This is a genomic window from Methanothermobacter thermautotrophicus str. Delta H, assembly GCF_000008645.1.
GTDB lineage: Archaea > Methanobacteriota > Methanobacteria > Methanobacteriales > Methanothermobacteraceae > Methanothermobacter > Methanothermobacter thermautotrophicus.
Window position 1 is genome coordinate 677,738 of record NC_000916.1, and the last position, 25,894, is coordinate 703,631.

The 25,894-nt window shown below is 50.6% G+C and carries 22 protein-coding genes, 1 tRNA gene, 1 pseudogene and 1 riboswitch; of the genes and pseudogenes, 11 read left to right on the forward strand and 13 right to left on the reverse strand.

What is annotated here, in order from left to right; genetic code table 11:
* The first annotated feature begins 17 nt into the window (after positions 1-17).
* Positions 18-1,235, forward strand: coding sequence for a threonine/serine ThrE exporter family protein (locus tag MTH_RS09535; RefSeq protein WP_010876388.1), 1,218 nt, complete (start codon positions 18-20; stop codon positions 1,233-1,235).
* On the opposite strand, the gene MTH_RS03515 is transcribed toward MTH_RS09535, so the two are convergent.
* The 3 genes from MTH_RS03515 to MTH_RS03525 form a co-directional block, all read right to left on the reverse strand.
* Positions 1,217-1,289, reverse strand: a tRNA-Thr gene (locus tag MTH_RS03515). The two genes, MTH_RS09535 and MTH_RS03515, sit on opposite strands and share 19 nt — an antisense overlap.
* Positions 1,290-1,719: 430 nt before the next feature.
* A complete protein-coding gene (locus tag MTH_RS03520) occupies positions 1,720-2,445 on the reverse strand; it encodes an MBL fold metallo-hydrolase (RefSeq protein ID WP_010876389.1) in 726 nt (241 codons plus the stop codon).
* 62 nt (positions 2,446-2,507) lie between these two features.
* Positions 2,508-3,437: a DUF2121 family protein gene (locus tag MTH_RS03525; protein ID WP_010876390.1), complete on the reverse strand. Its 930-nt coding sequence runs from the start codon at positions 3,435-3,437 to the stop codon at positions 2,508-2,510.
* 292 nt (positions 3,438-3,729) lie between these two features.
* Here MTH_RS03525 and MTH_RS09885 point away from each other — a divergent pair, with 292 nt between their 5' ends.
* From MTH_RS09885 to MTH_RS03555, 7 genes are all read left to right on the forward strand, one after another.
* Positions 3,730-4,767, forward strand: a complete 1,038-nt coding sequence (locus MTH_RS09885; RefSeq protein WP_010876391.1) for a thioredoxin domain-containing protein — start codon at positions 3,730-3,732, stop codon at positions 4,765-4,767.
* Positions 4,674-5,762 (forward strand): thioredoxin domain-containing protein, encoded by a 1,089-nt coding sequence (locus MTH_RS09890; RefSeq protein ID WP_202943320.1) that lies wholly within the window; start codon positions 4,674-4,676, stop codon positions 5,760-5,762. Before MTH_RS09885 ends, MTH_RS09890 begins: the two co-directional genes overlap by 94 nt.
* Complete coding sequence (locus MTH_RS03535) at positions 5,763-7,790, forward strand: heavy metal translocating P-type ATPase (RefSeq protein WP_010876393.1); 2,028 nt, start codon at positions 5,763-5,765, stop codon at positions 7,788-7,790.
* Positions 7,791-7,944: 154 nt separating this feature from the next.
* Positions 7,945-8,529: a rubrerythrin gene (rbr, locus tag MTH_RS03540; RefSeq protein WP_048060893.1), complete on the forward strand. Its 585-nt coding sequence runs from the start codon at positions 7,945-7,947 to the stop codon at positions 8,527-8,529.
* A gap of 10 nt (positions 8,530-8,539) precedes the next feature.
* Positions 8,540-8,914: a desulfoferrodoxin gene (locus tag MTH_RS03545; RefSeq protein WP_010876395.1), complete on the forward strand. Its 375-nt coding sequence runs from the start codon at positions 8,540-8,542 to the stop codon at positions 8,912-8,914.
* Positions 8,915-8,952: 38 nt separating this feature from the next.
* Positions 8,953-9,303 carry a VOC family protein gene (locus MTH_RS03550; RefSeq protein ID WP_010876396.1) on the forward strand — a complete coding sequence of 117 codons (351 nt, stop codon included), beginning with the start codon at positions 8,953-8,955 and terminating at the stop codon, positions 9,301-9,303.
* Between the two features lie 75 nt (positions 9,304-9,378).
* On the forward strand, positions 9,379-9,867 hold the full coding sequence (locus MTH_RS03555) for a hypothetical protein (protein WP_010876397.1): 489 nt from the start codon (positions 9,379-9,381) through the stop codon (positions 9,865-9,867).
* A gap of 25 nt (positions 9,868-9,892) precedes the next feature.
* Here MTH_RS03555 and MTH_RS03560 read toward each other — a convergent pair whose 3' ends face one another.
* The 3 genes from MTH_RS03560 to MTH_RS03570 form a co-directional block, all read right to left on the reverse strand.
* Positions 9,893-11,092 carry a cation:proton antiporter gene (locus MTH_RS03560; RefSeq protein WP_010876398.1) on the reverse strand — a complete coding sequence of 400 codons (1,200 nt, stop codon included), beginning with the start codon at positions 11,090-11,092 and terminating at the stop codon, positions 9,893-9,895.
* Positions 11,093-11,129: 37 nt separating this feature from the next.
* Positions 11,130-11,192: riboswitch (Fluoride riboswitch) on the reverse strand.
* Between the two features lie 119 nt (positions 11,193-11,311).
* A complete protein-coding gene (locus MTH_RS03565; RefSeq protein ID WP_010876399.1) occupies positions 11,312-12,463 on the reverse strand; it encodes an MFS transporter in 1,152 nt (383 codons plus the stop codon).
* Positions 12,464-12,509: 46 nt separating this feature from the next.
* Positions 12,510-13,280, reverse strand: a complete 771-nt coding sequence (locus tag MTH_RS03570) for a prenyltransferase/squalene oxidase repeat-containing protein (RefSeq protein WP_010876400.1) — start codon at positions 13,278-13,280, stop codon at positions 12,510-12,512.
* Positions 13,281-13,382: 102 nt separating this feature from the next.
* On the opposite strand from MTH_RS03570, the gene MTH_RS03575 reads away from it, so the two are divergent.
* Positions 13,383-15,560 (forward strand): DHH family phosphoesterase, encoded by a 2,178-nt coding sequence (locus tag MTH_RS03575; protein WP_048060894.1) that lies wholly within the window; start codon positions 13,383-13,385, stop codon positions 15,558-15,560.
* 73 nt (positions 15,561-15,633) lie between these two features.
* Here the strand turns inward: MTH_RS03575 and nth are convergent, their stop codons facing one another.
* The 4 genes from nth to valS all read right to left on the reverse strand — a co-directional run bounded on the left by nth (position 15,634) and on the right by valS (position 20,766).
* Positions 15,634-16,227, reverse strand: coding sequence for an endonuclease III domain-containing protein (gene nth, locus MTH_RS03580; protein WP_143485759.1), 594 nt, complete (start codon positions 16,225-16,227; stop codon positions 15,634-15,636).
* A 91-nt stretch (positions 16,228-16,318) separates the two neighbouring features.
* On the reverse strand, positions 16,319-16,777 hold the full coding sequence (locus MTH_RS03585; protein WP_010876403.1) for a GTP-binding protein: 459 nt from the start codon (positions 16,775-16,777) through the stop codon (positions 16,319-16,321).
* A gap of 66 nt (positions 16,778-16,843) precedes the next feature.
* Positions 16,844-18,103 (reverse strand): 3-phosphoshikimate 1-carboxyvinyltransferase, encoded by a 1,260-nt coding sequence (gene aroA / locus MTH_RS03590; protein ID WP_010876404.1) that lies wholly within the window; start codon positions 18,101-18,103, stop codon positions 16,844-16,846.
* A 29-nt stretch (positions 18,104-18,132) separates the two neighbouring features.
* Entirely contained in the window at positions 18,133-20,766 is a 2,634-nt protein-coding gene (valS, locus tag MTH_RS03595; RefSeq protein ID WP_048060895.1) for a valine--tRNA ligase, read from the reverse strand.
* 143 nt (positions 20,767-20,909) lie between these two features.
* Between valS and MTH_RS03600 the strand changes: the two are divergent.
* A pseudogene (locus tag MTH_RS03600) lies at positions 20,910-21,270 on the forward strand (hypothetical protein).
* Positions 21,271-21,386: 116 nt separating this feature from the next.
* On the opposite strand, the gene MTH_RS03605 reads toward MTH_RS03600, so the two are convergent.
* Complete coding sequence (locus MTH_RS03605; protein ID WP_010876407.1) at positions 21,387-22,274, reverse strand: hypothetical protein; 888 nt, start codon at positions 22,272-22,274, stop codon at positions 21,387-21,389.
* A gap of 224 nt (positions 22,275-22,498) precedes the next feature.
* Here MTH_RS03605 and pheT point away from each other — a divergent pair, with 224 nt between their 5' ends.
* Positions 22,499-24,148, forward strand: a complete 1,650-nt coding sequence (gene pheT / locus MTH_RS03610; RefSeq protein WP_010876408.1) for a phenylalanine--tRNA ligase subunit beta — start codon at positions 22,499-22,501, stop codon at positions 24,146-24,148.
* Positions 24,149-24,169: 21 nt separating this feature from the next.
* Here pheT and MTH_RS03615 read toward each other — a convergent pair whose 3' ends face one another.
* Both MTH_RS03615 and MTH_RS03620 read right to left on the reverse strand, forming a co-directional pair.
* The gene (locus MTH_RS03615; protein ID WP_048060896.1) at positions 24,170-24,583 is read right to left on the reverse strand and encodes a secondary thiamine-phosphate synthase enzyme YjbQ; all 414 of its coding nucleotides are present in this window, start codon (positions 24,581-24,583) and stop codon (positions 24,170-24,172) included.
* 149 nt (positions 24,584-24,732) lie between these two features.
* On the reverse strand, positions 24,733-25,860 hold the full coding sequence (locus MTH_RS03620) for a DUF362 domain-containing protein (RefSeq protein ID WP_010876410.1): 1,128 nt from the start codon (positions 25,858-25,860) through the stop codon (positions 24,733-24,735).
* Positions 25,861-25,894 lie beyond the last annotated feature (34 nt).

Below are 25,894 nucleotides of genomic sequence, written 5' to 3' on the forward strand. Positions count from 1 at the left end.
CCTATCTGACCAGAGAGATGACAGCAGAACTGCTCGAATTCCTTGAGGAGCTGAGCCGCGCCCTCATAGCCTCAGGGAATTCTGTTACAGATACCGAGAGAATCCTGTGGAGTGTCGCCGAGTCCCAGGGCGTGGAGGTTGAGGTCTCGGTCCTCCCAACCATGATCATAATAAAGGCGGAGGGAGAGGTTTCAAGGATGGGCCTTGCAGCCCAGTCCCCCGGGATGATGCCCCTTCACCAGGTCACAGAAATATACAGACTCACCGATGATGTGACATCCCGAAGGATGGAAGTGGGTGAGGCCCTGGGTGAGCTCAGGGGGATATTGAGGGGATCCCACAGGTTCGGGCGCTACGGGATCCTTCTGGGTTATCTTATTCTCTCAATAGGTATAGCACTGCTTATACAGCCAGACCCTGATCTTGTAATTTACTCATCATTTTTCAGCCTTATAGCAGGCTCCCTGATAGTGGTGGGTTACGGTAACAGGAGGCTCTCCCTCATCATGCCTGTACTGGCATCCTTCACGGTTTCTGGTGTTGCCTTCTTCCTGATCAATACCGGTGCCGTGAGCGGGAACCTCACACTCCTTGTACCTCCGCTGATATACTTTATCCCCGGTGTAACCCTAACCACCGGCATCTATGAACTTGCAAGTGGTGAACTGGTTTCAGGGTCAAGCAGGGTGATATACGGGTGCATGGTTCTTCTCCTCCTCCTGTTTGGTGTCCTGATGGGTATGCAGCTTAACAGGTTTCCGCAGGAGGAATTTGCAGCCATAAAAATATCAGCCATGAGCTACAGCCCGTATCTGGGGGCATTCATATTTGCCGTTGGTATATATCTCTTCCTCTCTGTCTACCGGAGTGATTTTCCATGGATACTTCTTGTGCTCTACAGTGCACTCATGGGACAGCAGCTGGGAAATGTAGCTGGAGGAGGACTCCTCGGGGCATTTCTGGGGGCCCTGTCAATGACACTGGTTGCCAGGGGCATTGAGCTTGCAGGTAAGACTCCGCACTTCGTCACCCTCTACCCGGCCTTCTGGTTCCTTGCTCCGGGGTCCCTGGGTTTCATAGGACTCGCAAATCTTCTGGGGAGGAACTATCTGACATCCGTGGCTGAGATAACACTCTTCGCAATGACTGTGGTTGCAATAGCCCTTGGACTGCTTGTTGGCGCACTGCTCACGGAACCATTCAGTGATAAAATAAGAGCCCCGGGCGGGGATTGAACCCGCGACCTCGGGATTACGAATCCCGCGCTCTCCCACCTAAGCTACCGAGGCCTGAAGTAATTTTTTATGACTTATTGAAACTGGATCCTTAAATAATTAATGGTCCGCATGTATGATCCTGAACCCTGCCTTGATGTTCGAAAACTCCCATCTGGTCCCTGTTCCAAGGTTTATATGTGTTCTGAAACCCTATCATGATCGAAACCTATGTTAAATGGGAATTTTGGAAGATGTTCATCTCTGACCAGGTAATCGTCATCGTTAACGTTTCATGGCTTTTTTATCGGGTCTGTTTATTGAGGAGTCCTTTTTAAATTTCTGTCCCTGGGTTTCCACTCTTCCCTCAGGTAAATACTTTGCAGAGCCGTAATATGTATGAGTTTTTTGTATAATTCAAAACCTGGAGGTTTTTTGAAGGAAGCATGTGTGGATGAAGAGAGCCTTCAGGAAATGGCCGGGCTGCCCCCATCCAGGTCAAGTTTCATGCCATCCCTCGCTGCCAGTGTCCTGATACCCGTTGCCTCCTGGACCTGAATGCCTCCATCTCAGGGTCGTTGAGTATCATCTTCATTCCAAGGTGGGTCATCACTGCAATACCAGGTTTCACATCCTCCACAAGTTTTATGAAATCATCCGTACACATGTGGCCCCTTATATGCTCATCCCCTGGTCTTATGACGCTTGATATGAGGACATCCGCCCCCCGGTGGTAATCGGCAAGTCCATCGAAGTACTCTGTATCCGAGGTATAGGACACTGAAAGATCATCAGTCCTTAACCTGAACCCCACACCTGTCGGGTCCCCATGGACGGTGCCTGTACCTGTAACCTCAAGATCCCCTATATCCACTGTCTCACCGGCTGATAGTGTTATGCATCGTGATCTTCTCATATGGTACTCTGATATGCATGGCCCCCAGTCCCTGTAACCCTCCATTACACTTAAACTTCCCAGGATGGTGCCCCTCTGGCGCGTCATGCCCCTGGTCATTGCCTCTATGAGTACCTCTGCATCGGTGTAGTGGTCAGTGTGTGAGTGGGATACCATCACAGCATCCAGCTTCCTGGGGTCAGAGTCAAACTGATAGGACCTCACAAGCGCCCCTGGACCCGGGTCGATGTGGATGTTCATGCCGGCGATTCCATCAATCCTCAGCCCGCCGGTCATCCTTTTCTGTGTTATGGTGGCGAAATCGTCCGCCACCACTCCCTAGAAACGTTAACCTCATTCAATCACCCATCCTATCTTTATCCGTCGCCAATAAAAATTTATTCCTCCCTGCGACAGATTATGACGTCACAGTCGACCTTTATATCTCTCCCCTCCACGCAGAGGTTCTCATCCCTTACAGCTATTTTCTCGCCGGGTGAAAGGGTGCCGCCATCTGATATCCTCATGAGTACCATGTCCCCTGGACCTGCAACCTTCTTCCAGCGAGTGTCATAGGCCTCAACGTCACCGGCAAGTTTAACCTCCACGTGGCTCCCATCCTGCCTCATAACCCTGCCGACCTCACCCTCTGTGAGGATCCTTGAGGCCAGTTTTATCTCCTCCCGTCGGTCTAGCATCTCCTGTTTGAGTTTGGCCCTCCATTTCTGTAGGAGGCGGACGTCCCTCACGATTGTATCACTCAGAAGCCTGTGGGCGCTCTTCTTATCCAGTGAGGGGCTCTTTATGAACAGATCATATTCACTACCAACAGATGGTGTCTGTGAGGATACATGGTCCATGAGTTCCCTGAAGAGGTCAGCAACATCCTTAAGGCTTGTCTTTGTCTTCCACCTCTTTTTAAGGAACCTGTTTGTAATCTCCTTGGCTATCTTATTTCCGAAGACTATTATTGCAGTATCACCCTTTTCCATGCTGGTTATCCTTGAACCTGTGAGTTCAATTATCTGATAGGCCCCTGTTGTTGCGTATATCCTTCTTCTTCTTGTCTCAAAGGGTGTTTTCTGGCTTATTTCACCCACAACAACGTCGCCAAGGCTTCTGACCTTGCATGTGTCATCTGTGACCTTTATATTTACGCCAAGCTCCGACGCCCTCCTCTGGAGTTCCTCATCACTTTTTATCTTGCCTGTGTACAGCTCCTCCTCAAGTACCTCTCTACTTGATTTATCACCAAAATAGGCTATTCTCCGTTTATCTCCAGCTATGACGCATCCCTTGCTACTTATGTAGGTTATGATGAGACTCATTGTGGATCACCCGATCATCTATACACATGAATTTGATGGGACAGTTAATTAAAGGATTCGAATTTTATGATCGCCTCCCCTATTAGCATGGACCCCTTAATGAAAAACTGGCATGCATCATCAGATGAATGAAGTGAAGAGATTAAGCAGCTCGGTAGTTGCTGTCTTCTTACTACCGAATCCAGATGAAGTACCGCACAGAGGAAGCAGAAGGTGACTGAAGATAATAAGGTACAGTCAACCCCTCAATTAATAAAGCGCCATCAACATAAATAATGGTGAGGGGGAACCAATGAAAGATGAGTACACCAATTCTCTCATAAAGGAGAAGAGTCCCTATTTACTGCAGCATGCACACAACCCTGTGAACTGGTATCCATGGGGTGATGATGCCTTCAGAAAGGCCCTGGCAGAGAGGAAACCCATATTTTTATCGATAGGATACTCCACCTGTCACTGGTGCCATGTGATGGCAAGGGAGTCCTTTGAGAACCCTGAAATCGCAGATATACTCAATCGAGACTTTGTTTCTGTTAAGGTGGACCGGGAGGAGCGCCCGGATATTGATGCCATATACATGAGGGTCTGCCAGATGATGACAGGTGCCGGGGGATGGCCCCTGACGATCATCATGACACCCGAGGGTGAACCCTTCTTTGCAGGGACCTACTTCCCTCCAGAGGATAGGGGTGGAGTCCCGGGCCTTAAGACGATCCTTGAGAGGGTTGTGATGCTCTGGAAGAAGGACGCCGACGGGATAGCTGAGACCGCGAGGAAGGTCGTGGAGGCCCTGAAGGAAAAGCCCGCTTCATACCAGATTAAACCTGAAACCGTGGATATGGCCTACGAGTACCTCAGGAGGAATTTTGACAGGAAAAATGGTGGTTTCGGGTCTCAGCAGAAATTCCCAACTCCCCACAACATCCACTTCCTCCTCACCTACCACCTCCGGAGGGGTGAGGGGGAGGCCCTTGAGATGGTCAGACTCACCCTGGAGAGGATGAGGTACGGTGGAATATATGACCAGCTGGGTTACGGTTTCCACAGATACGCTGTTGAACCAACATGGACGATACCCCACTTTGAGAAGATGCTCTATGACCAGGCCCTCGCAATGACAGCCTACCTTGAGGCCTTCCAGGTGACGGGTGATGAGCTCCACCAGAGGACCGCCCTTGAGATTTCAGAGTATGTCCTCAGGGACCTCAAGTCCCGGAGGGTGGATTCTACTCGGCCGTGGATGCTGAAAGCGGTGGTGTTGAGGGTGGTTACTACCTCTGGAGGGCATCAGAGATACAGGAGGCCCTCGGTGATGATGCAGACCTTGTAATGCGCTACTTCAATGTTCTTGAGGATGGTAACTTCAGGGGCGAGGTGAGGGGTGCGAACATACTCCATGTGGATTCCCCTGAGAGGGTGGCAGAGGAGTTCAATCTGACCCTCGATGAACTTAATGAGAGGATAGAGGAGGCAAGGAGGGTCCTTCTTGAAAGAAGACTTGAACGTGAGGCCCCTTCTGTGGATGATAAGGTGCTCACAGACTGGAATGGCCTGATGATCGGTGCCCTTGCACGCTGCAGCAGGGTTCTTGACCATGATGAATCCCTCAGGGCAGCTGAAGGGTGCCTTGAATTCATTGAGGGCAGGTTAATGTCCGATGGAAGGCTACTTCACAGGTACAGGGATGGCGAGGCAGCCATAAACGGGAAACTGGATGACTACGCATTCCTGATATGGGGTCTCCTTGAAATGTATGATGCGACCCTCCGGGAGGGGTACATCAGAAAGGCCCTTGAACTCACAGAGATCCTCAGGGATAACTTCAGGGACTCTGATGGTGGTTTTTATCTCACAGATGATCCGGATGTTATTGTGAGGCCAAAGGAATCAATGGATGGGGCGATTCCATCAGGTAACTCTGTTCAGATGCAGAACCTTCTGAGGCTCGGTGGTCTCCTCGAGGATGAAGGACTGATAGATGAGGCCAGGGGGATACTGAAAGCCTTCTCCAGGAGGGTTGAATCGTCTCCAGGGGCTCACACCTTCCTCCTGTCCTCTGCAGAGTGGGCAGTTTATGGTGGGAGGTCCCTGGTGGTTGTCTGCAGTGGAGAACCAGAAATACCTGCAGTTCTCAGGAAAACCCTGATCCCGGATTTCACCCTCACAGTTATGGGGGGATCAGGTGACTGGTCCTTTGCCCCGGCACACCTCAATGAGAAGGTGGCCCTGGGTGATGGGTGCACCTACTACCTCTGTGATGGCAGCAAATGCCACCCGCCAGCAGAGGACCCTGAAAGGGTCATCGAGTACCTGGGGGTGAAATAGATGGGCAGACAGAAAGACCATGAGAAAGGTCCCGGTGAAATTATGGAGAGCCACGGGCACCATGAGAAGAAGGGTAAGATGATGGACAGCCACGGGCACCACGAGGAGGACTACAGGAGGAGGTTCATCATATGCCTCCTCATGACCATACCCGTGATCCTTTTAGGGGAGCTTCCAACTGGCAACGTCCTGTTCAGTTTTGAGGGCAGCGAATTTCTGGTGCTCATTCTATCATCAGCAATATTCCTGTATGGGGGATACCCCTTCCTCAGGGGGTCCCTGCGTGAGCTATCATCACGCACCCCCGGTATGATGACACTCATTGCAGTTGCAATAACAGTGGCATACACCTACAGCCTCGGGGTGATTCTGGGCCTCGAGGGAATGGTATTCTTTGTTGAACTCGTCACACTGATAGATGTTATGCTCCTGGGTCACTGGATCGAGATGAGATCCATAATGAGTGCATCAGGGGCTGTTGAGAGGCTTGCAGGACTGCTGCCCAGGAGGGCCCACCTGGTGGTTGACGGCAAGGTTGAGGACGTTGATGTGAGCACCCTCAAACCAGGTGACATTGTGGTTGTGAGGTCCGGTGAGAGGGTACCCTCAGATGGGACCGTCATCAGGGGGGAGTCCCATGTCAATGAATCACTGCTGACAGGGGAATCAAGGCCCATAAAGAAGGTGCCGGGGGATGGTGTCATCGGGGGCTCCATAAACACTGGGGGGTCCCTCACGGTGGAGGTTGAACGTGTGGGTGAGGAGTCCTTCATCTCCCAGATCATTGAACTCGTGGGCAGAGCCCAGGAGGGCAGGACAAGGACACAGGTCCTTGCGGACAAAGCCGCCTTCTGGTTAACCTCCATCGCCCTCCTCGGTGGGCTTCTAACCTTCATCGCCTGGTCCTGGCTGGGGATGGACGTATTCTTCTCCCTTGAAAGGGCCGTCACCCTCATGGTCACCGCTTGCCCCCATGCACTGGGACTTGCAATACCCCTCGTTATAGCCGTCTCAACAGCCATCTCCGCAGGGAGGGGTATACTCATAAGGAACCGTGAATCCTTTGAGAATGCCCGGGACCCTGATGTGGTTGTATTTGACAAGACAGGGACACTCACCATGGGTGAGCTTGGAATAACCGATGTTATATCCTTTGACCCTGAAATGGATGAGGGAGAAATATTATCCTACGCCGCGGCCGTTGAATCAGGATCAAGCCACCCCATAGCAAGGGGGATAGTTGAAGCCGTTGCTGAGGTCCTTCCGGTGGAGAACTTCAACTCACTTGAGGGCAGGGGTGTGATGGGGCATGTTAACGGCTCAGTGGTGAAGGTGCTCAGTTACGGCTACACAGAGGAGCTTGGTTTCAGCATCAGTGACCCCCGGGTTGATGAACTGATAGGTCAGGCCAAGACCACCGTATTTGTGATTGTGGATGATGAACTAAGGGGCTGCATCGCCCTTGCAGACATGATAAGGCCCGAGGCCCGGGAGGCTGTGGGGATCCTCAGATCAAGGGGTGTCAGGTGCCTCATGTTAACAGGTGACAGCAGTGCAGTGGCTGGGTGGGTGGCCTCAGAGGTTGGTATAGACGATTACATGGCTGAGCTCATACCCATTGAGAAGTATGATGAAATAAGGAAGCTTCAGGAGGAGGGGCTGAGGGTTGTAATGGTCGGTGATGGTGTCAACGATGCCCCGGCCCTTGTACAGGCAGACATTGGTGTTGCAATAGGGGCCGGAACGGATGTTGCAATCGAGAGTGCCGATGTTGTCCTTGTGAGGAGCAACCCCCTTGACGTTGTGGACCTGATGGATCTTGCAGCAGCCACCTACAGCAAGATGAAGGAGAACCTCATCTGGGCCACAGGATACAATGTCATAGCCCTCCCTCTGGCGGCAGGAGTCCTCTACGGGCAGGGTATCATCCTCAGTCCCGCCATGGGAGCCATCCTGATGTCACTGAGCACCGTCATAGTCGCCCTGAACGCAAGGACCTTCAGCTTCAGTGGGCAGAGCGGCCGTTAAATCCATGTCTAAGCAACAAAAATGGGCTTAGACATTTCATTCCCTCAACCACGTACCATCAAAATCCATGCCTCAGCAGCTGCCAGACATAAAATGAAAGGATTTAATATGATGTTCTACATAGTATCCTATGTAAAAAGGATGGGTGAAGAAAATGAAAAGAACCCTTGAAAACCTTACAAAGGCCTTTATTGGTGAGAGCCAGGCAAGGAACAGGTACACCTTCTATGCCAAAATCGCCAAGAAGGAAGGATTTGAGCAGATATCCGAGATATTCCTGACCACGGCGGATAATGAGAGGGAGCATGCCAAGTGGCTCTTCCGCCTGATAAATGACCTCAAAAAGGAGGTCGGTGAGGACCTCAGCTCAATCGTGGTAGATGCGGAGGCTCCCCTCACACTTGGAACCACAGATGAGAACCTCATAGCAGCCATTGAGGGTGAGCACTATGAGAACAGCGAGATGTACCCTGAATTTGCTGATGTGGCAGAGGAGGAGGGATACCCTGAAATTGCAAAGAGGCTCAGAGCAATAGCCGAGGCAGAGAAACACCACGAGGAACGCTACAGAAAGCTCCTCAAGCTGGTTGAGACAGGTAAGGTTTACAGGAAGGATGAACCCGTGACCTGGGTCTGCAGAAAATGCGGCTACGTCCATGAGGGAACAGAACCACCTGAGAAGTGTCCATCATGTGACCATCCGTCCAGATACTTCCAGGTGAAATGTGAGGACTACTGAAGGGTCACCAATGACAGAAACCAACCAGATATTCAGATGCAACGTCTGCGGAAATATCGTTGAAGTCCTTAACCCCGGAGCTGGACAGCTTGTATGCTGTAATCAGCCCATGGAACTACTGGTTGCAAGAAGAACCGATGTTGGACCAGAGAAGCATGTCCCGGTGGTCGAAGAAACCGGTACTGGCATCAGGGTTAAGGTGGGTGAGGTTCCACACCCCATGGAGGAGAACCACCACATCCAGTGGATAGAGGTTATTGCCGGAGACATGGTCTACAGGAAGGACCTGAACCCTGGAGACAATCCAGAGGCAGAGTTCCCTGTTGAGATGGCTTCAGACTTCATGGTGAGGATCTACTGCAATATACATGGTCTCTGGTACTGAGACACAGGATTACCTTTTTTTAGCCAGGAGGTCCCGATGTGAAGATTAAGTATGCCACCATAATAGTTGATGAGATGGAGGAGTCTGTTAAATTCTACAGGGATGTGATGGGGTTCACTGTAGACAGCCATTACGATCTTGGAGCCAGCGGAGAGATAACAATCCTGAGGGGTGAAGGAGAAGCCATGGTGGAGCTGATCAAAAACCCCACCGATAAACCCGGATTCTTTTCAATAGGAATGGAGGTCGATGACCTCGAAGCCACCCTGAATGATCTGAGATCGCGTGGAGCAAGGGTCCTTATGGAACCGACACCAATAACGGTGGGGCTCCTGGCATTCATTGAGGACCCGAATGGAGTCCGTATAGCCCTGATTGAGCACCGTTAATCAATAAATAAATCGTCACTCTGAAACATCCTGAACCCCAAAACTTTTATTTTCCAGAATATAAAGAAATCCAACATGAAGCGTATCCATTTTATCAGCCTTTTAATTCTCGTTGTGGCTGTGAGTGGGTGTATAAACTCGGGAAACGGCAGCATAAACCAGCTGGTGCCCGAGATAAACGACCATATAAAGAAGGGTGACTCCTATTTCAATGAATCCGCCATTGCAGCCAACAGCTTCAAACTCGATGAGGCACTATCAAAGTGTGAACTCGCAGCTTCAGAGTACAGGTCCGCCAGGGACCTTGCATCGGAGGCCCTGGGCTATGCCAGGAACGGTGCAGACCCGGTAATTGTTAATTACCTCGAACTCCTTGTATCTGAACTTGAGGCCAAGATAAACGCAACCATTGAACTTAAAAATGCCATCCAGATGTTCAGTATCAATGAAACAGGAAACGGTAACTCCAACATTGAAATGGCAAACAGCTACATGAGGACCGCAAAGGAGCTTGAAAGTGAAAGGATGGAAATTGTGAAAAAAAATCCGGAAAAATTCAGCTAAACGATCAGACTCATCCAAGTCATTTTTAATTCCCCCTTTCAACCTCCAGGAACCTCTCACCTGTCCATTTCACAGCCAGGGATCCGAGGGGTGCTGTGAAGAGGATGGCAAGTACAGCCATTGCGAGTATTGTTTCACCGGCAGCCACTCCAGCAGCAAGGGGTATTGCTCCTATAGCTGCCTGGACTGTGGCCTTTGGTATGTACGCCGATATGCAGAACACCTTCTCCTTAAGGTTAAGATCCGTTCCCTTGAGGGAGAGCAGGACACCGATACTCCTCACCATCAGTCCAGCGGTGATCACTGCAAGTCCCAGAAGGCCGACATGGAATATGAGCCTCACATCCACCTGTGCACCTACAAGGACGAAGAGTAGTATCTCCGCGAATATCCAGACCTTGTTGAACTTCTCAGATAATTTGAGTCCAGTCTCGGGCATCCTCTCCAGGATGACAAGTCCCACCACCATGACACCCACAAGGGCGGCTATCGGGAGATAGGTGCTAATAAGGTCCCCCATGTTCTTGAGGAGGATGGCTGCACCTAGGATTATGAGGGTTTTCTCGGTGTTCCTTATCTCAAACCTCCTGAAGAGATATACCAGGGCAAGACCAAGTGCAAGGCCTCCAGTTATCCCCGTCAGGATTGATAGTGGAACTCCAATGGCCTCGACAAGGAGATTAACCTGCTGTCCCTGATATATGCCGAGGAATACAGAGAACAGCGTTATTGAAACAACATCATCAACTGATGCCCCCGTCAGTATAATCGTGGGTATGCCCTTGGCTGTTCCCATCCTCCTCTCAATGAATGAGAGCATCTGGGGAACTATGACTGCCGGTGAGACTGCGGCTATAACAAAGCCCAGTATACCCGCCTCAATGATGGGAAGTCCAAGTATGTAGTGTGAGGCCACCATCACCGCAAGGCCCTCAAAGACGTCCGGGATGAAGCTCATCTTGACTGCAGTCATTCCCACCTTCCTGAGGCTCTCGAGGTTTATACCAAACCCTGCCCTCAGAAGGATTATTATGAGGGCTATAACCCTGAGGTCGGGGGATATATCCATTATGCTCTTTGATATGAGGTTCAATCCATGGGGGCCTATAAGGATACCCAGTATCAGCATCCCCAGGATTCCCGGGAGCCTTGCCCTGGTGAAAACCCTGTTGAATAGAAGACCAAGTAGTATGATAACAGCTACGCTAAATGCAACGTACTCCAAATTTATACCTCCAGTTTGAGGAAAGTTTCTCCCACATTATTATGCAGGAGTCATCAGCCAGAAAAAGCGGTTAAAGGTGGACTCCATCACCTGCAGGATGTAATTTATCTCCATATTTATCCATTATATACTTTATGAATGCTGAACATGACCTTTCAGTTAGTATAAAAAAGTGGAAAATCTCCGGGACCAGGGAATTCATGTTCCAGGAGAAGGCATTTAACCAGCAGACCTGAATCCTTCAAGTCCAAGAAGAATGACCAGAGCTGCGGACTGTGTGATGATCGAGAATGCCACAAGTCCCGGTACAGAGAGTCCATAGAGGTAACTCATGATGAGGCTTCCTGAAAACCATGCCACGCCGAAGATGGTGTTAAATGTACCGTAGGCAGAGCCCCTCCTCTCCGGAGATGAGAATGCAGAAACAGCCGCCCTCATAACAGACTCCTGGGCCCCCATGCCCACACCCCAGAGTACAGCACCCATAACTGCAGCCCATGAACCTCCAAGGAATGAGAGGGGTGCATAGAACATTGAAACGAGAACCGCGAGGGCCATCACCCTGAAACCGTACCTGTCGAAGTATCTGCCAGATACCAGGGCTGAGAGGGCATCGGTGAGCATTGCGAGTGCATATATAATGGGGATGTTTGAGGGATCCAGAACACTCCTGACTCCAAGGTGATATCCGATCAGTGGGAAATCAGCATACCCCAGGGCAACGAAGCATACCGAGGCAAGGTAAAGCCAGTAAGCCCCCCTGAAATCTCTGTAATCAATTTCTCCTGATGCTTCAAGTTCAGAGGGCCTCGGGAACATGAGGTAACCGGTGACAAGTACTGCAATGGCTATAGTGGCGGGTGCCAGGAGAACCAGGAAGCCCTCCCGGTAGCCTCCGCCGGATGCAAGAACAATGAAGACCATTAAGGGACCTGCAACTGCACCTATCTGATCCAGGGCCTCATGCAACCCGAATCCGGCTCCATGACCCATATCATAGGAGGCGTAGGATAGCATTGCATCCCTTGGTGGTGTCCTGAGGCCCTTACCGAGCCTCTCAAGTATGATCAGCAAAACCGCAACCTGCCAGTTACCTGCAAATGCAAGGAGGGGAACTGCAAGGAGGTTGATAAGGTACCCGGCAAAGGTTATGAGCCAGTACCTCCCGGTTCTATCAGAGATGTAGCCCGAGAGAAACCTCACAAGGTATCCAGATAGCTCCCCGAAACCGGCTGCAAATCCAACCATGAATGCGCTTGCACCCAGAAAAGCCAGAAATGGACCCGTTATCCCCCTACCACCCTCATAGGTCATATCAGCGAAGAGGCTCACGATTCCGAGGATTACAATGAATACCGTTGATTTCCTCATGATGGTACTCCCTTCAACAAGATTTCCTCAGCATGCGAGCAGTGTTTCACCATCCATGAATACTGGCCAGCATGTAAATTGCCCTGTAGGTGTACTCCGGTTCAGATATCCCCATATAGACGGACCTCCTGAAACCACCATCGGGATTCCTTATTTTCATTATAAACCGTGTGACATCACTCACCTTACCCCTCAGGATCTCATTGATGCGGAACCCCGAATGGACGGTTTCAATGTATGGTGGATATGATATGGGTGTGAAGTTCCAGGCACCATCCGAGAAGCAGGAGTCTGTGAACTGAAGGACCTCATCGCCCGGAATCTTCATGCCATGGCCGTTGAGTATCTCAAGGGCAAAGCGGGTGTTGATTATATCTGAACCATAGGCACCGAATCCCCCATCCTCATTCTGAATTGAGAGGACCCATTCCGGTATTTCATCAAGGTATTCCCCATGCATCCTGAGGACGGAGTCCATGTAGAAGGTTATCTCAAGGCTTGATTTCCTGTATGATGTCCTCAGCATCTCAGTGAATTTCTCAGGTATTTCAAAGTTCCTGCCATAATCCCTGAGGATACTGCACCTGTAGAAGAGTCCCTGGGCAGCGAAGGTCCCTCCCCTGTGGACATCCTCGAGCCAGTCCAGGGTCTCCTCAAGCCGGGGCGGCTCATGGTCAAGGACCTCGAAGGACCTGATGGCATAGTAGGTGTTCTTTGAATCTGGCAGTCCCTCATAGAGTGTGTAACCGCCGCTGGAATGTCTCCTTTTATTGAGAAAACTTATGACCGAATTTTTCAGTGCTGGGGGATCAAACATTCATAACCTCCCTCTCAGGGCACACAAATATATATGGATTCCAGTTTAATATAATAAACCTAACATTTATCATTTAAATAAATCGTTTCTATGAGGAATACCATGATTCAGTCATGTAATGAATGTAAGGGTAAAGGTTACCGTGTTAAGAGTTACAAGATATGCAGCGCATGCCATGGAACAGGTTTCAGATCAACAGAGGATATAAAGGATCATTTCAAGGGTGTTTCAAACAGTGCAAGGCAGAGGTTCGACCTCGAGGACTCCCATGAGGTCCCCTGTGAGGTATGCAGGGGTAAGGGTGAGGTGGAGGTGAGGGAAACCTGCCCCACCTGTGGCGGTAAGGGTGAGGTTAACATCTGCCCATCATGTGGAAGGATGATGAAGGGTAGGGATGAGTACTGCCCGGAATGTCAGAAGAAGGAGAAGGTCTACATCCTCCACCCTGCATGCACAATGGACGACCTCGAGGTTGGAAGCATATACCGTGGGAAGATAACCAGGGTTGAAAAATATGGGGTCTTTGTGAGCCTCAACAGCCACGTCTGGGGACTCATGAGGGGATTGTTCCCAGACTACAAGGTGGGGGATGAACTATTCGTCAGGGTATCCCAGGTGAAACCCTACAAGGGCGAGGTGGACATGATCCCGGCCAGTATAAAGGGGCCCTACGAGGTTATCAAGTTAAAGAAGGACCTGCCAAGGACGAGGATAGCAGACATAGATACAAAGAGCCTTGGTAAAACCGTGCGGATAGTGGGGGAGGTCATTCAGATCCAGCAGACATCCGGTCCAACCATATTCACGGTATCCGATGAAACCGGGACCACATGGGCTGCGGCCTTCGATGAGCCAGGTATAAGGGTCTACCCCCACATACAGATCGGCCACATAGTTGAGGTTATAGGAGAGGTTAACCAGCACACAGGAAAGATTCAGATCGAATCCGAGTCAATTGAACGCCTCATAGGTAATGAAGCTGCGGAAGCCAGGCGGCTCATCGATGAGGCCATAGACAGGAGGGCTGAACCAGAAAGAAAGGACCTCTTAATTGAAAGCGAAACCCTGGAAAAATTAAGACCAAAACTTGTGGAGGCGGCCAAGGCAATAAGGAGGGCCGTCTATGATGGAAGATCCATCCTTGTGAGGCACCATGCAGACGCTGATGGTATCTGTGCCGGTGTTGCCATTGAAAAGGCTGTTTTACCCCTCCTCCGTGACCTCAACCCCAGCACAGATGCTGAGTGGCACTACTTCAAGAGGGCCCCCAGCAAGGCACCCTTCTATGAACTCGAGGACGTTGTGAAGGACCTCTCATATGCCCTGGAGGACCTCGAGAGGCACGGGCAGAAACTGCCGCTCCTTGTACTGCTTGATAACGGGTCGACAGAGGAGGATATACTTGCCCTCATGAAGGCCAAGATATATGACATTGAAATCGTGGTTGTGGACCACCACTACCCTGGCGAGGTCCAGGATGGACGTGTTGAGGTTGATGAATATGTTGACACCCACGTGAATCCATACCTGGTCGGTGGCGACTCCCAGATAACTGCGGGGTCGCTGTCAGTGGAGATAGCCAAGATGATAAACCCTGAAATTGCAGAGAGGATTCTCCATCTCCCTGGTATCGCTGCGGTTGGTGACCATGCGAACTCCCCTGAGGCCGAGGCCTACATTGAACTTGCAGCAGAGCGCGGCTATGAAAGGGAGGACCTTGAAAGGATCGCCGCATGTATAGACTTCGAGGCCTTCTACCTCAGGTTCATGAACGGGAGGGGCATCATCGACACCATACTTGGGCTTGGAAGTCTTGATAAACACAAGAAACTGGTTGATGCGCTCTACAGGGAATACGAGAGGAAGGTTGACACCCAGCTCAGGGCAGCCATACCCAACCTCAAATCCACAAGGCTGCCCAACGGGATACTCTTCAATGTCCTGGATGTTGAGAAGTACTCACACCGCTTCACATTCCCTGCCCCGGGGAAGACCTGTGGATTCGTCCATGATTACATGGTCCAGAAGCATGGTGAGGACACACCCATAATCACCCTGGCCTACGGACCTGACTTCGGTGTTATAAGGGCCACTGATGCTGTCAATGAGAAATTTGGATTTAACCTCAACGAGATAGTCTGGGAACTCGCAGAGGAGATCCCAGAGGCAGTGATAGATGGTGGTGGCCATGAATGTGCCGGTTCACTCAAGTATATTGAGGGACTCTCAAAGAAGGTGCTATCAGCCTTTGCAGAGAAGGTTGCAGCCCTTAAGGGGTGATCCCTCTGACCACTAAATAAGATTGAAACAGGGCATGGAGCCATGAGTGGCGTTAAATTTTCTGGAGCATGGCCTAAACTTTCTTTTTGCCCTCTTCCTTAATCCTGAAGTAATAGTCGCAGTGATCTGCTATGGGGCACTCCTCATGGCGTGGACCCAGAGGCCTGCATATGTCCTGGCCGAACTGTACCATGAGGTCATTGAGCTCTATCCAGTATTCCCTGGGAATCACCTTCATCAGTGCCCTCTCGGTCTCCTCGGGGGTCCTGGTATCCACAAGTCCTATCCTGTTGGATATCCTATGGACATGGGTATCCACCGGTATGGCTGGCCTGCCAAAGGCATAGACCAGGACACAGTTGGCTGTCTTTCTGCCCACCCCGGGGAGTTTCAGGAGCTCGTTGATGTCATCCGGCACCTTACCATCATATTCCTCGAGGATTATCCTGGAAACCTCCCTCACCCTCCTGGCCTTCACATGATAGAAGCCTGCCTTCCTGATGAGGGCTTCGATTTCCTCGAGGGGTGCATAGGCCACATCCTCAATGGAGGGGTACCTCTCAAAGAGACTGGCTGTGGCCTCATCGGTGTTCTCATCCCTTGTCCTCTGTGACAGGATGGTCCTTATAAGTACGCGGTAGGGGTCACGGTCCTCAAAGACCCTCATGGAGTATACACTCCTCAGACCCCCAATTATGGCATCAATATCCTTGATGAGATCACCAGAAAAAAGTTTATCCTGAGAAAAAAAGATGAAATCAGTTGAGCTTTTCAAGTAGAACTTCAAGGCCCTCCATGAGCCCACTGCCCTCCGTTGCAACTGTAGGGAATACCTCCACTTCGGAGTCTATTTCCAGTTCAGAATCATCGAGGTCCTGTTTATTTGAGAATACAACGTAGGGTATGTTTTTCTCATCAAGTTCAGCCATTATTTCCTTCTCCGCCAGGGTGACGCCCCTTGAGTTATCAACAACTATTATTGCAGCGTCAAGGCCGTTTGATATTATCTCAAGCATGAACTTGAATCTCTCATGGCCGGGTGTTGCAAAGAGGTGTATCTTCTCACCATTAACAATGCAGTTACCATAATCAAGTGCAAGTGTTGTGCCCTTGTATTCAACCTTGGTTATCTTATCACAGAGCTGTTCAAGGGTTGTTGTTTTACCGGTATCATAATCTCCAAAGATTACAACCTTTGTCTCCTTGGCTTTCTTCATATAATCAACTCACAGTCATTCAGTTAGTCTAACATTTGAATATGGGTTAACCCTATTTTATATATTTTAGGATAAATTCATTCTGCAACCAATCTGCATCATCCTCTCTGGGAAATCAGGGAATGATACGCTGAAAACCTCTGCATCCCTTATAGTTATACCCTCCCTGAGGCCTATGAGTGTGAAGGCCATTGCAAGTCTGTGGTCACCATGGGACCAGACAGTCCCCCCGGAGGCACCTCCCTCTATGATCATCCCATCGGGAAGTTCGGTGACATCCACTCCAAGTCTTCTGAGTTCAGCAGCGCATGTGCTTATCCTGTCTGTTTCCTTGTACCTTGCATGTTCAACACCGCCTATCTCGGTCCGGCCAGTTGCAAGGGCCCCGAGGACAGCCACCGTTGGCAGGAGGTCGGGGGCGTCGTGGAGGTTGACGGAGACCCCAGAGAGCTCACCGGTGGAGGCTATCCTGACGTGGTCCTCCCCCCTCCTTACCTCGGCCCCCATATCACTGATTATGTCCAGTATGATGCGGTCTCCCTGCCTCGAATCCCTGAAGAGGTTTTCGATGAGGACATCCCCACCTGCAGCAGCCACCGCCCCTGCAAGGTAGGATGCTGATGAGTAGTCACCCTCAACCGTGTAGTCCAGTCCCCTGTAAACTGCTGGTTCAACCCGGAAGGTGCCTTCGGAGTAATCAACGGGGACAGAGAACCTCTCCATCACATCAACTGTCATGTCAACGTAGGGCCTTGAGATGAAGTCGCCCTCCACCATCACTTCAACACCCTCGGTGAGGGGTGCTGCGATGAGGATGGATGATATGAACTGTGAACTGACATCCCCCCTGATGGATGTACTGCCACCCCTTAAACCACCCCTTACGATAATCGGTGGAAGTCCATTCATCCGTGATGACAGTGCCTCGACACCGAGGGGTCTCAGGGCATCAAGGAGTGGCTGCATTGGCCTTGTTCTGAGGGATTCGTCCCCTGTGAGTACCGTGTAGTTTTCTGCAAGGCCAGCCACAGAGGTCATGAGGCGGAGGGTTGTGCCAGAGTTCCCCAGATAGATAACGTCATCAGGGGTTTCAAGTTCCCCTCCGCTTCCATGCACGGTCCAGGCATCCCCCTCATCAACCCTTATGCCGAAGGCCCTGCAGGCGTTCAGGGACGAAAGGGTGTCCTCGGCTATGAGTGGGTCCCTGATCTCTGATACCCCCTCTGCCAGTGCTGCGATTATGACTGCCCGGTGGGTGTAGCTCTTCGATGGGGGTGCCTTAACGGTTCCTTCAAGGTTACCTGATTTTTCAACTGTGAGATCCATAAAAACACCTGCAGATACCTCCAGATGGATCAGCGCACTATTTCAATTATGACCTCTGGTTCGTCCAGGTTTAGAACATCTACCCTCTCGCCTGCTGTTCCGATGACCTCCTTCCTGAAGCTGATATGATCCATGGTGAGTCTGTTACCCTCGACCTCGATTTCACCGTTCCTCTGGATCTCCTCGTAGACCTCATGGGGATCAGCACCTGTGAGCCAGGATATTATAGCTGGGGCATCTGATCTGAACTCAGGACCTATTTTTTCCATCCTTGGCTCAAGTTCCACGGCCCTCTCGGTTATCTCGGGTTTGCCAGCCACGAGGCTGATATCACCTATGTTCATTGTACCTGCGATATCGTCCAGGAAGGGTTTTATCATTTCTGCGGATTCATTATCGGTGTAGATGGTGGCTGCTTTGAGTGGTGCGTTCAGGGGCATCTTGGAGGAGGACTTGAACCTCCTGATCTCTCCTATAATTTCAACTGCAAGGTCTCCGCTCCTCTCGATTTCAGGGTCAACGATTTCAGGTATGTGCTCTGGCCAGCCCCTCAGGTGTATGGATCCCTCTCCCACGTGCTGGTGCACCTCCTCTGTGAAGTGGGGTGCCACCGGGGCCAGGAGCCTCAGACATGTGTCAAGTACCATTCTGAGGGTGTTCTGGGCCGCCATCCTTGATTCGGGATCCTCATCTGAGTAGAGCCTGTATTTCACTGCCTCAATGTATTCGTCGCAAAAGTCATGCCAGATGAAGGTCTGGACACGGTTAACCGCTGCTGCGAAGTTGTAATCATCCAGGCTCTCTGTTACCTCAGCCACCAGGTTCATGAGCCTGGAGAGTATCCAGCGGTCCATGGGTCTGGCTTCAACCTCCGGGTTCTCTGTGAGGTGTATGCTTATGAATCTGAAGGCGTTCCAGAATTTTCTCAGGAACTTATACCCATACTTCACGTCCTTCCATGCGAAGGGGACATCTGATCCCGGCACGCTCCCTGCCGCCCATAACCTCAGGGCATCGGCACCGTAATCCTCCAGGACCTCCTCTGGTGCTATTACGTTTCCACGGGACTTGCTCATCTTGTGGCCGTCCTCTCCGAATACCATACCATTTATAACTATTTCACTGAATGGTTTCTCGCCTGTGAGGGCCATGCATCTGAGTATCGTGTAGAAGGCCCAGGTACGGATTATGTCATGGCCCTGCGGTCTCAGGTCGGCTGGGAAGAGTTCCCTGTAGGACTCATCGGGCCATCCTGCAACTGAGAGGGGTGATATCGAGCTGTCCATCCATGTGTCAAGGACGTCCTCCTCTCCTATGAATTCTGTACTCCCGCATTCACATGTTATCCCGGGTCCATCCCTTGTGGGGTCTACTGGCAGCATCTCCTCATCGGCCACGTGGACCCTGCCACATTCACTGCAGTACCAGACGGGTATGGGTGTTGCGAATATCCTCTGACGTGATATGCACCAGTCCCAGTCCATTGAACCTGTCCAGTTGAGGAGCCTTGTCTTCATATGCCCTGGTACCCATTTCATCTCCTCTGCAGCTTCCCTAACCTGGGGTATGAGTTTCTTGACAGCCACGAACCACTGCTTCTTGACAAGGATCTCGATGGGTGTCTTGCACCTCCAGCATGTCCCAACGTTCTGTCTGACAGGCTCCTTCTTTAAGAGGAAGCCTTCATTCTCAAGGTCCTCCACTATCTTCTCCTTGCACTCTGCTATGGTAAGCCCCTGGTATTTACCTGCGGCCTCTGTCATGTAACCCCTTTCGTCTATTGCATCTATCACGTCAAGTCCATGGCGGTTGACCCAGCTCACGTCGGTTTTATCACCGAATGTGCACACCATAACTGCCCCTGTACCGAATTCAGGGTCCACTTCAGGGTCCTTTATGAGTTTAACCTTCTGTCCAAAGAGGGGCACCTCTATGAGTTTGTCCTCAAATTCCCTGAACCGCTCATCATCGGGGTGCACAACAACGGCCACACAGGCAGCCATGAGTTCTGGCCTTGTTGTTGCTATTGTGATGTGCTCATCTGCACCCTCAACAGGGAACCTGACGTAGTTGAGGTTTGTCTCATTCTCAATGTATTCAACCTCTGCGAAGGCTATTGCAGTCTCACACCTCGGGCACCAGTTCACCGGGTGCACACCCTGGTATATGAGTCCATCCCTGTACATGCGGAGGAATGATAGCTGCGTCCTCCTCATGTACTCGGGGGTCATGGTTACAAATTCATGGTTCCAGTCCTGGCTGAAGCCAAGGCGCTGCATCTGCTCCTTCATCATCCTTATATTTTCCTGTGTGAGCTCCACGCAGAGGCGCCTGAATTCTTCACGTGAAACATCGCTCTTCTTGATGTTATGGGTCTCCTCGACCTTAACCTCCGTTGGGAGGCCGTGGCAGTCCCATCCCTGTGGGAAGAGAACATCGAAACCTCTCATCCTCTTGAAACGGGCTATTATGTCCATGTAGACCCAGTTGAGCACGTGGCCCATGTGTATTGAACCTGTGGGGTAGGGTGGTGGTGTGTCTATAATGTACCTTGGCTTTGTCCCTGACCCTATGAAGCGGTATATGTCCTCTTCCTGCCATTTTTTCTGCCATTTAACCTCGTTTTTATGGTTGTAATCCTTCGGGATCTGATTATCGGTCATCTTATTCTCTCCCTGATAGAAGCTGTGATTAGTGCTGCGGTAGTTATAGATAATATTCACTACCCAATCTTTATAAAGATGTTTGAATACTCTAACCTTGTAGGAGAAATAAGGGGAAGCAAGTTCTCATATGGTGAATACCGATGGAGTTAATCTGGTTCTACATAGCACTTTTCCTTGCAATAAGTGATGAGATACATACAAAGATACTCTGGAATGTGTTCTTTGACTTTTACATACTCCTGGCCGGGATTCTCAAGGAGACATTCTCATCGAATATACAGCTCTGGCTGGTCCACGAGTGTCTGGAGGCCCTTTTCCACTTCGTGATCCTGTCGGTCGTGTTTTTATCCCTCGAAATCGGGGTTCCTTGCAGCCACAATACACCTGGTTGTTGATCTGTACCACCAGCTGAGCGGGGTTGATCATGGATGGCTGTACCACAGGGCGCTTCACTTCACGGTTGAATCCCTCTTCTTTATAATGATCTTCTCAGCAGCCTGAATCTATCATGAACTGAAAAAGACACCATCTACGAGCTGATACGTGATATAGGTGTTACAGGCATGAAAAATAAAAGTAAAGGAAGGTCCATCTGAAGTCCCTTGATACCCTTTTAATCAGTTAATCCTTCTTGCAAGGGTTACAGTGCCAAGGAACCTTGTTGTGGGTATTCTGGGAATTGAGGATGCTGAAATGTATTTTCCAAGGAACAGTATGTTATCAGGTCTTCCCCTGTATCTTCCTATGAGCCTTCCTCCATCGAAGGTTACATGGACCTTCACAGATGTTGAGTTTTTCTCTGAACGTGTCTCATAGAGCAGTATGTTTCTCCTGTTAATACCCCACCTGTCTGTTCCTGCCGCATAAACAGCGGCCTTCAGTGGGTCCCTGCTCCACCTGGAATAGTAGCCCCTCCGGTAGTATGAAGGGCTGTTCGGGACACTCAGGTATTCACCACTTTTCAACCTGAAGACTGAGAGCCTTGAATATCCCCTCCGGTAAATTGAAACTCCTGCCTGTCCACCTGGACCTCTTATAACAAAGTGACCGAGTCCCAGTCTTCTCACAAGGCTGTGGGCCCTCTTCATATCATAGGAGGTCACATTACCCCTTCTGATAATGTCACCACCAATGGACTCAAGTGCCCGGTTTATCCATACAATATCGGGCCCCCCGGCACCCATCATCCAGCCGCCCTCTGAGATTACTGTGTGGAAGAAGTAACCGTTGGTTGTCTTGTATTCCTTGAGGGTCTCCCTGCCATTCCATACCGTCCTCTGGATTTTGAGGGTCGCTGCGTAGGTCGAATCCCTCCGGTAGGCGAAGACCGCGCATGTATCATTTACGTTGACGATGACTGAACAGCAATTAGAGGTGGCTTTAATATGGGAGTGGTTACCTTTGGACCCCCATCTACTCCATGTATCATTTTCAGTGGCTGCTGAAGCCGTTCCAAGGGAGATTGCAAGGAAAATCAGAAAAGCAACCCCCCAGTATTTATTCATATTACACCCCCCAAGAAATCTCTAATATTTAATTGTATTTTGATGCATATATAACCGGGTGTGTGCCGGAGGAATGGAAAAACCAACCCCTGAAAATCCTTAAGATAATTTATTTGCCTGTGGACTCGTTGATGCAGCCCACACCCACGGACTCGCTGGTGGCGGTTAATTATTTATTTGATACCATGATAACATTCAAACATCACATTTACTGGAGGATCACCATGCCTGTTATAACGTTCGATTACGATGACCTGAAGGAACTGGGCATTGATATTGATAGGGAGAAGCTCCTTGACGTTCTGCCGATGATGGGAAGTGATATAGAGGACTTTGATGACGAAAGCATTAAGGTGGAGTTTTTTCCCAACCGTCCTGACCTGCTCTCGGTTGAGGGTGTTGCAAGGAGCCTCCGCGGATTCCTTGGAATTGAAAAGGGTATGCCATCCTATGATGTCCATGACTCCGGGGTGGAGGTCACAGTAGATGAGTCTGTACTTGATGTGAGGCCATACCTTGGAATGGCCGTCATAGAGGACGTTCAGTTCACCGATAAAAAACTTAAACAGGTCATGGAGTTCCAGGAGGACCTGCACTGGGTCATAGGCAGGGACCGCAGGAAGGTGGCCATAGGTATCCATGACCTTGACCGTGTCGAGCCACCCTTCCTCTACAGTGGCGTTGAACCGGAGGGAGTCACATTCACACCCCTTGACAGTGTATGTGAAATGACACCCCATGAAATACTCGAGGAGCACCCCAAGGGTGTCAGTTACGCCCACCTCCTCCGGGACCATGACCGTTACCCCCTGATAACAGATAAGAATGGGGACGTTCTCTCCATGCCCCCCATAATAAATGGGGAGCTCACCAAGTTAACCGTGAACACCCGCAGAATACTTGTGGATGTCACAGGAACCGATGATAGGGCTGTCAGACAGACCCTGAATATCATATGCACATCCTTTGCAGAGGCGGGTGGAAGGATAGGCTCGGTGAGGGTTAAGCGTCCTGATGGAGAGCTGCATCTACCAGACCTCACACCACGTGAGATGAGGGTATCTGTCTCAGAAGCCTCACGGATAACCGGACTTGAACTCAGTGCAGATGAGGTCATGGATCTCCTCATGAAGGCCCGGATGGACGCCCGGAGGACCTCAGATGATGAGGTGGTTGCGGTTATACCCGCCTACCGGGTGGATATACTCCACGAGGTTGACCTTGTTGAGAACATAGCTGTGCAGCACTGCATAGGGAGGATTGAACCCGAACTTCCTGATATAGCGACCATTGCAGAGGAGGACACCTGGAGCAGGGCAGACGCGTCTATAAGGGAGGTCATGGTGGGCCTCGGATTCCAGGAGGTTATGAGCCTCATGTTAACCAGTGAGGAGAGCCACTACAGGAGGATGAGGCTTGAGGAGGATGAAAGGGTTGAGGTTGCCCAGCCCATTTCCCAAGACAGGACCATGATCCGCAAGAGTCTGCTCAACGGCCTCCTTGAGTTCTTCGAGGACAACAAGCACGAGGATCTTCCACAGAAGATATTCGAGGTCGGGGATGTGGTGTACATTAACCCTGAATCTGAGACCCGTAGCAGGGTCGTTACGAAGCTTGCATGCGCAGTCACGCACTCCAGTGCAGGTTTCACCGAGATAAAGTCCCTTGCAGCGGCTGTGGTTGAGAACCTCGGTTACGAGTTCAGGATAGAGCCCCTTGAACACCCATCCTTCATAGAGGGAAGATGTGCAGCCATAGAATCTGAGGGCAAATCCTCAGCCATAGGTGGATTCTTCGGTGAGGTCCATCCTGAGGTTGTAACAAACTTCAACCTGGAATATCCTGTTATTGCACTTGAAATCGAATTTAAGTAGAAATAAATGGAATATGAACTTTCAGGGCTTTCCAGCCACTGATACCCTTATCCTTCTGTTTCTGGGTCCGTCGAGTTCTGCGAAGAAGATGCTCTGCCAGGTCCCAAGGTCCATTGATCCGTTGATAACCGGAACCGTCTGGCTTCCCCCGAGGAGCACGGCCCTCAGATGGGAGTCGGCATTGTTGTCAATGGCGTTGTGTCCATAGGATGCATCCACCGGTACGGTGCCCTCAAGCATGGATTCAATGTCGCTGAGGAGTCTGCTTTCATTTTCATTTATGAATATCGCTGATGTTGAATGCCTTGAGAAGACATTCAGTATGCCGTTCCTTATCCCTGAGGACTCAAGAACACCCGAGACCATGGAGGTTATGTCAATGAGCTCAACCCTTCGGGATGTCCTCAGGGGGAGTTCCTGTGTATAGACTTCCATAAAAACACCACATTTCATTTATGTCCCTCATTTTAATAAAAGCTTCACCCGGGAAAGTGTGGAGTGAAGGGGATAGTGCGGGATTCTGATGGGACTGGAGCTGGATAATTGATGGATCAGTCTGAAGCGAATACTAGCCGCATTGCTGGCTACTTCAGCACCCCTGAAAATAGGCCTGTGAACCTGTAAAGGAGACTCCTGTCCTGATAGAATGCTGCGTGTGGACATACCTCCATGCAGCAGAGACAGTTGATGCAGCGGGAATAATCGAACTCCGGTATGACTGCACCCGCCTTCAGAGCCTCAACCGGGCAGCTCTCAACACAGACATTGCAGTTCCTGCACCTCTCAGGGTCTATGGCAGGTCTCGACCACCAGAGCTTCCTGATGGCGCGTGCAAGGCCCGATGGTAGGAGGTCAAGGGTGTAATAGATGTTTGATGGCCACCTGAAGTCATCCACCCTTTCAGGTTCATACCCTGCAATTTCAAGTTCGGCAGGATCCGGGGCGAGTCCCTCTCTCCTGGCGGCCTCATTAACAGGGACCCTGAAGGGGTCCATGCCCAGTAGCCAGGGGATGTATACGTCAAGTGCAATGGCATCCTCTGATGCCAGGATGATTCCAAGGTCCCTGGGGTCTCCCCCCGATGGACCGTTTCCCTCCATCCCGACAACCCCATCAACCAGGGTGAGGGCTGGTTCTGTAAGGAGGTAAATTTCAAGGAGCCTCCTTGCGAACTCGGATGGTCTGGGGTGCTCCCTGTGATAATCCGCCTTCCCGAATCCAGGCACTGCACCGTACATGTTCTTAACGGCACATGTGAATATGGTCATGCTGTGGGTTTTCAGCTTGGGGAGGTTGACGACAAGGTCACTGTCCACCACCGGCCTTGAAATGGGATATCCTGAACCCATAATGTATGATCCAGAGGCCTCAAAATTCACTGGTTCAATATCCAGTCTCCTGCACACATCAAGTATGCCTGTGGCCCTCCAGAATCTTTCTATATTCCTGAATGAACCACCGGGGCTGTCACCTATGGATACCTCAGCCCCAAGGTCCAGAAATACCTCTGCCACAGCCTCGATGACTGATGGGTGGGTTGTGACGTGCCTCTCCGGTGATGCTGCCATGAGCATGTTCGGTTTAAGGAGAACCCTGTCCCCACTGGATGCGAACCTCCTGGCTCCTCCCAGAAGTTCAATACACTCAGTGACCGACTCCCTTACCTCCTCAGGGTCATAGGAATGGCACTCTGATACCGCTATCCCCTTCATCTTTCAGATGCTCCAGAAAAAATAGAAGTGGTCA

What these genes read in the sequence shown, in the direction of transcription:
- MTH_RS09535 (WP_010876388.1), top strand. Translation starts at nt 18, where the DNA reads ATGACAGCAGAACTGCTCGAATTCCTTGAGGAGCTGAGCCGCGCCCTC.
- MTH_RS03525 (WP_010876390.1), bottom strand. Translation starts at nt 3,437, where the DNA reads ATGAGTCTCATCATAACCTACATAAGTAGCAAGGGATGCGTCATAGCT.
- MTH_RS09885 (WP_010876391.1), top strand. Translation starts at nt 3,730, where the DNA reads ATGAAAGATGAGTACACCAATTCTCTCATAAAGGAGAAGAGTCCCTAT.
- MTH_RS03535 (WP_010876393.1), top strand. Translation starts at nt 5,763, where the DNA reads ATGGGCAGACAGAAAGACCATGAGAAAGGTCCCGGTGAAATTATGGAG.
- rbr (WP_048060893.1), top strand. Translation starts at nt 7,945, where the DNA reads ATGAAAAGAACCCTTGAAAACCTTACAAAGGCCTTTATTGGTGAGAGC.
- MTH_RS03545 (WP_010876395.1), top strand. Translation starts at nt 8,540, where the DNA reads ATGACAGAAACCAACCAGATATTCAGATGCAACGTCTGCGGAAATATC.
- MTH_RS03555 (WP_010876397.1), top strand. Translation starts at nt 9,379, where the DNA reads ATGAAGCGTATCCATTTTATCAGCCTTTTAATTCTCGTTGTGGCTGTG.
- MTH_RS03565 (WP_010876399.1), bottom strand. Translation starts at nt 12,463, where the DNA reads ATGAGGAAATCAACGGTATTCATTGTAATCCTCGGAATCGTGAGCCTC.
- MTH_RS03570 (WP_010876400.1), bottom strand. Translation starts at nt 13,280, where the DNA reads ATGTTTGATCCCCCAGCACTGAAAAATTCGGTCATAAGTTTTCTCAAT.
- MTH_RS03575 (WP_048060894.1), top strand. Translation starts at nt 13,383, where the DNA reads ATGATTCAGTCATGTAATGAATGTAAGGGTAAAGGTTACCGTGTTAAG.
- nth (WP_143485759.1), bottom strand. Translation starts at nt 16,227, where the DNA reads ATGAGGGTCTTTGAGGACCGTGACCCCTACCGCGTACTTATAAGGACC.
- MTH_RS03585 (WP_010876403.1), bottom strand. Translation starts at nt 16,777, where the DNA reads ATGAAGAAAGCCAAGGAGACAAAGGTTGTAATCTTTGGAGATTATGAT.
- aroA (WP_010876404.1), bottom strand. Translation starts at nt 18,103, where the DNA reads ATGGATCTCACAGTTGAAAAATCAGGTAACCTTGAAGGAACCGTTAAG.
- valS (WP_048060895.1), bottom strand. Translation starts at nt 20,766, where the DNA reads ATGACCGATAATCAGATCCCGAAGGATTACAACCATAAAAACGAGGTT.
- MTH_RS03605 (WP_010876407.1), bottom strand. Translation starts at nt 22,274, where the DNA reads ATGAATAAATACTGGGGGGTTGCTTTTCTGATTTTCCTTGCAATCTCC.
- pheT (WP_010876408.1), top strand. Translation starts at nt 22,499, where the DNA reads ATGCCTGTTATAACGTTCGATTACGATGACCTGAAGGAACTGGGCATT.
- MTH_RS03615 (WP_048060896.1), bottom strand. Translation starts at nt 24,583, where the DNA reads ATGGAAGTCTATACACAGGAACTCCCCCTGAGGACATCCCGAAGGGTT.
- MTH_RS03620 (WP_010876410.1), bottom strand. Translation starts at nt 25,860, where the DNA reads ATGAAGGGGATAGCGGTATCAGAGTGCCATTCCTATGACCCTGAGGAG.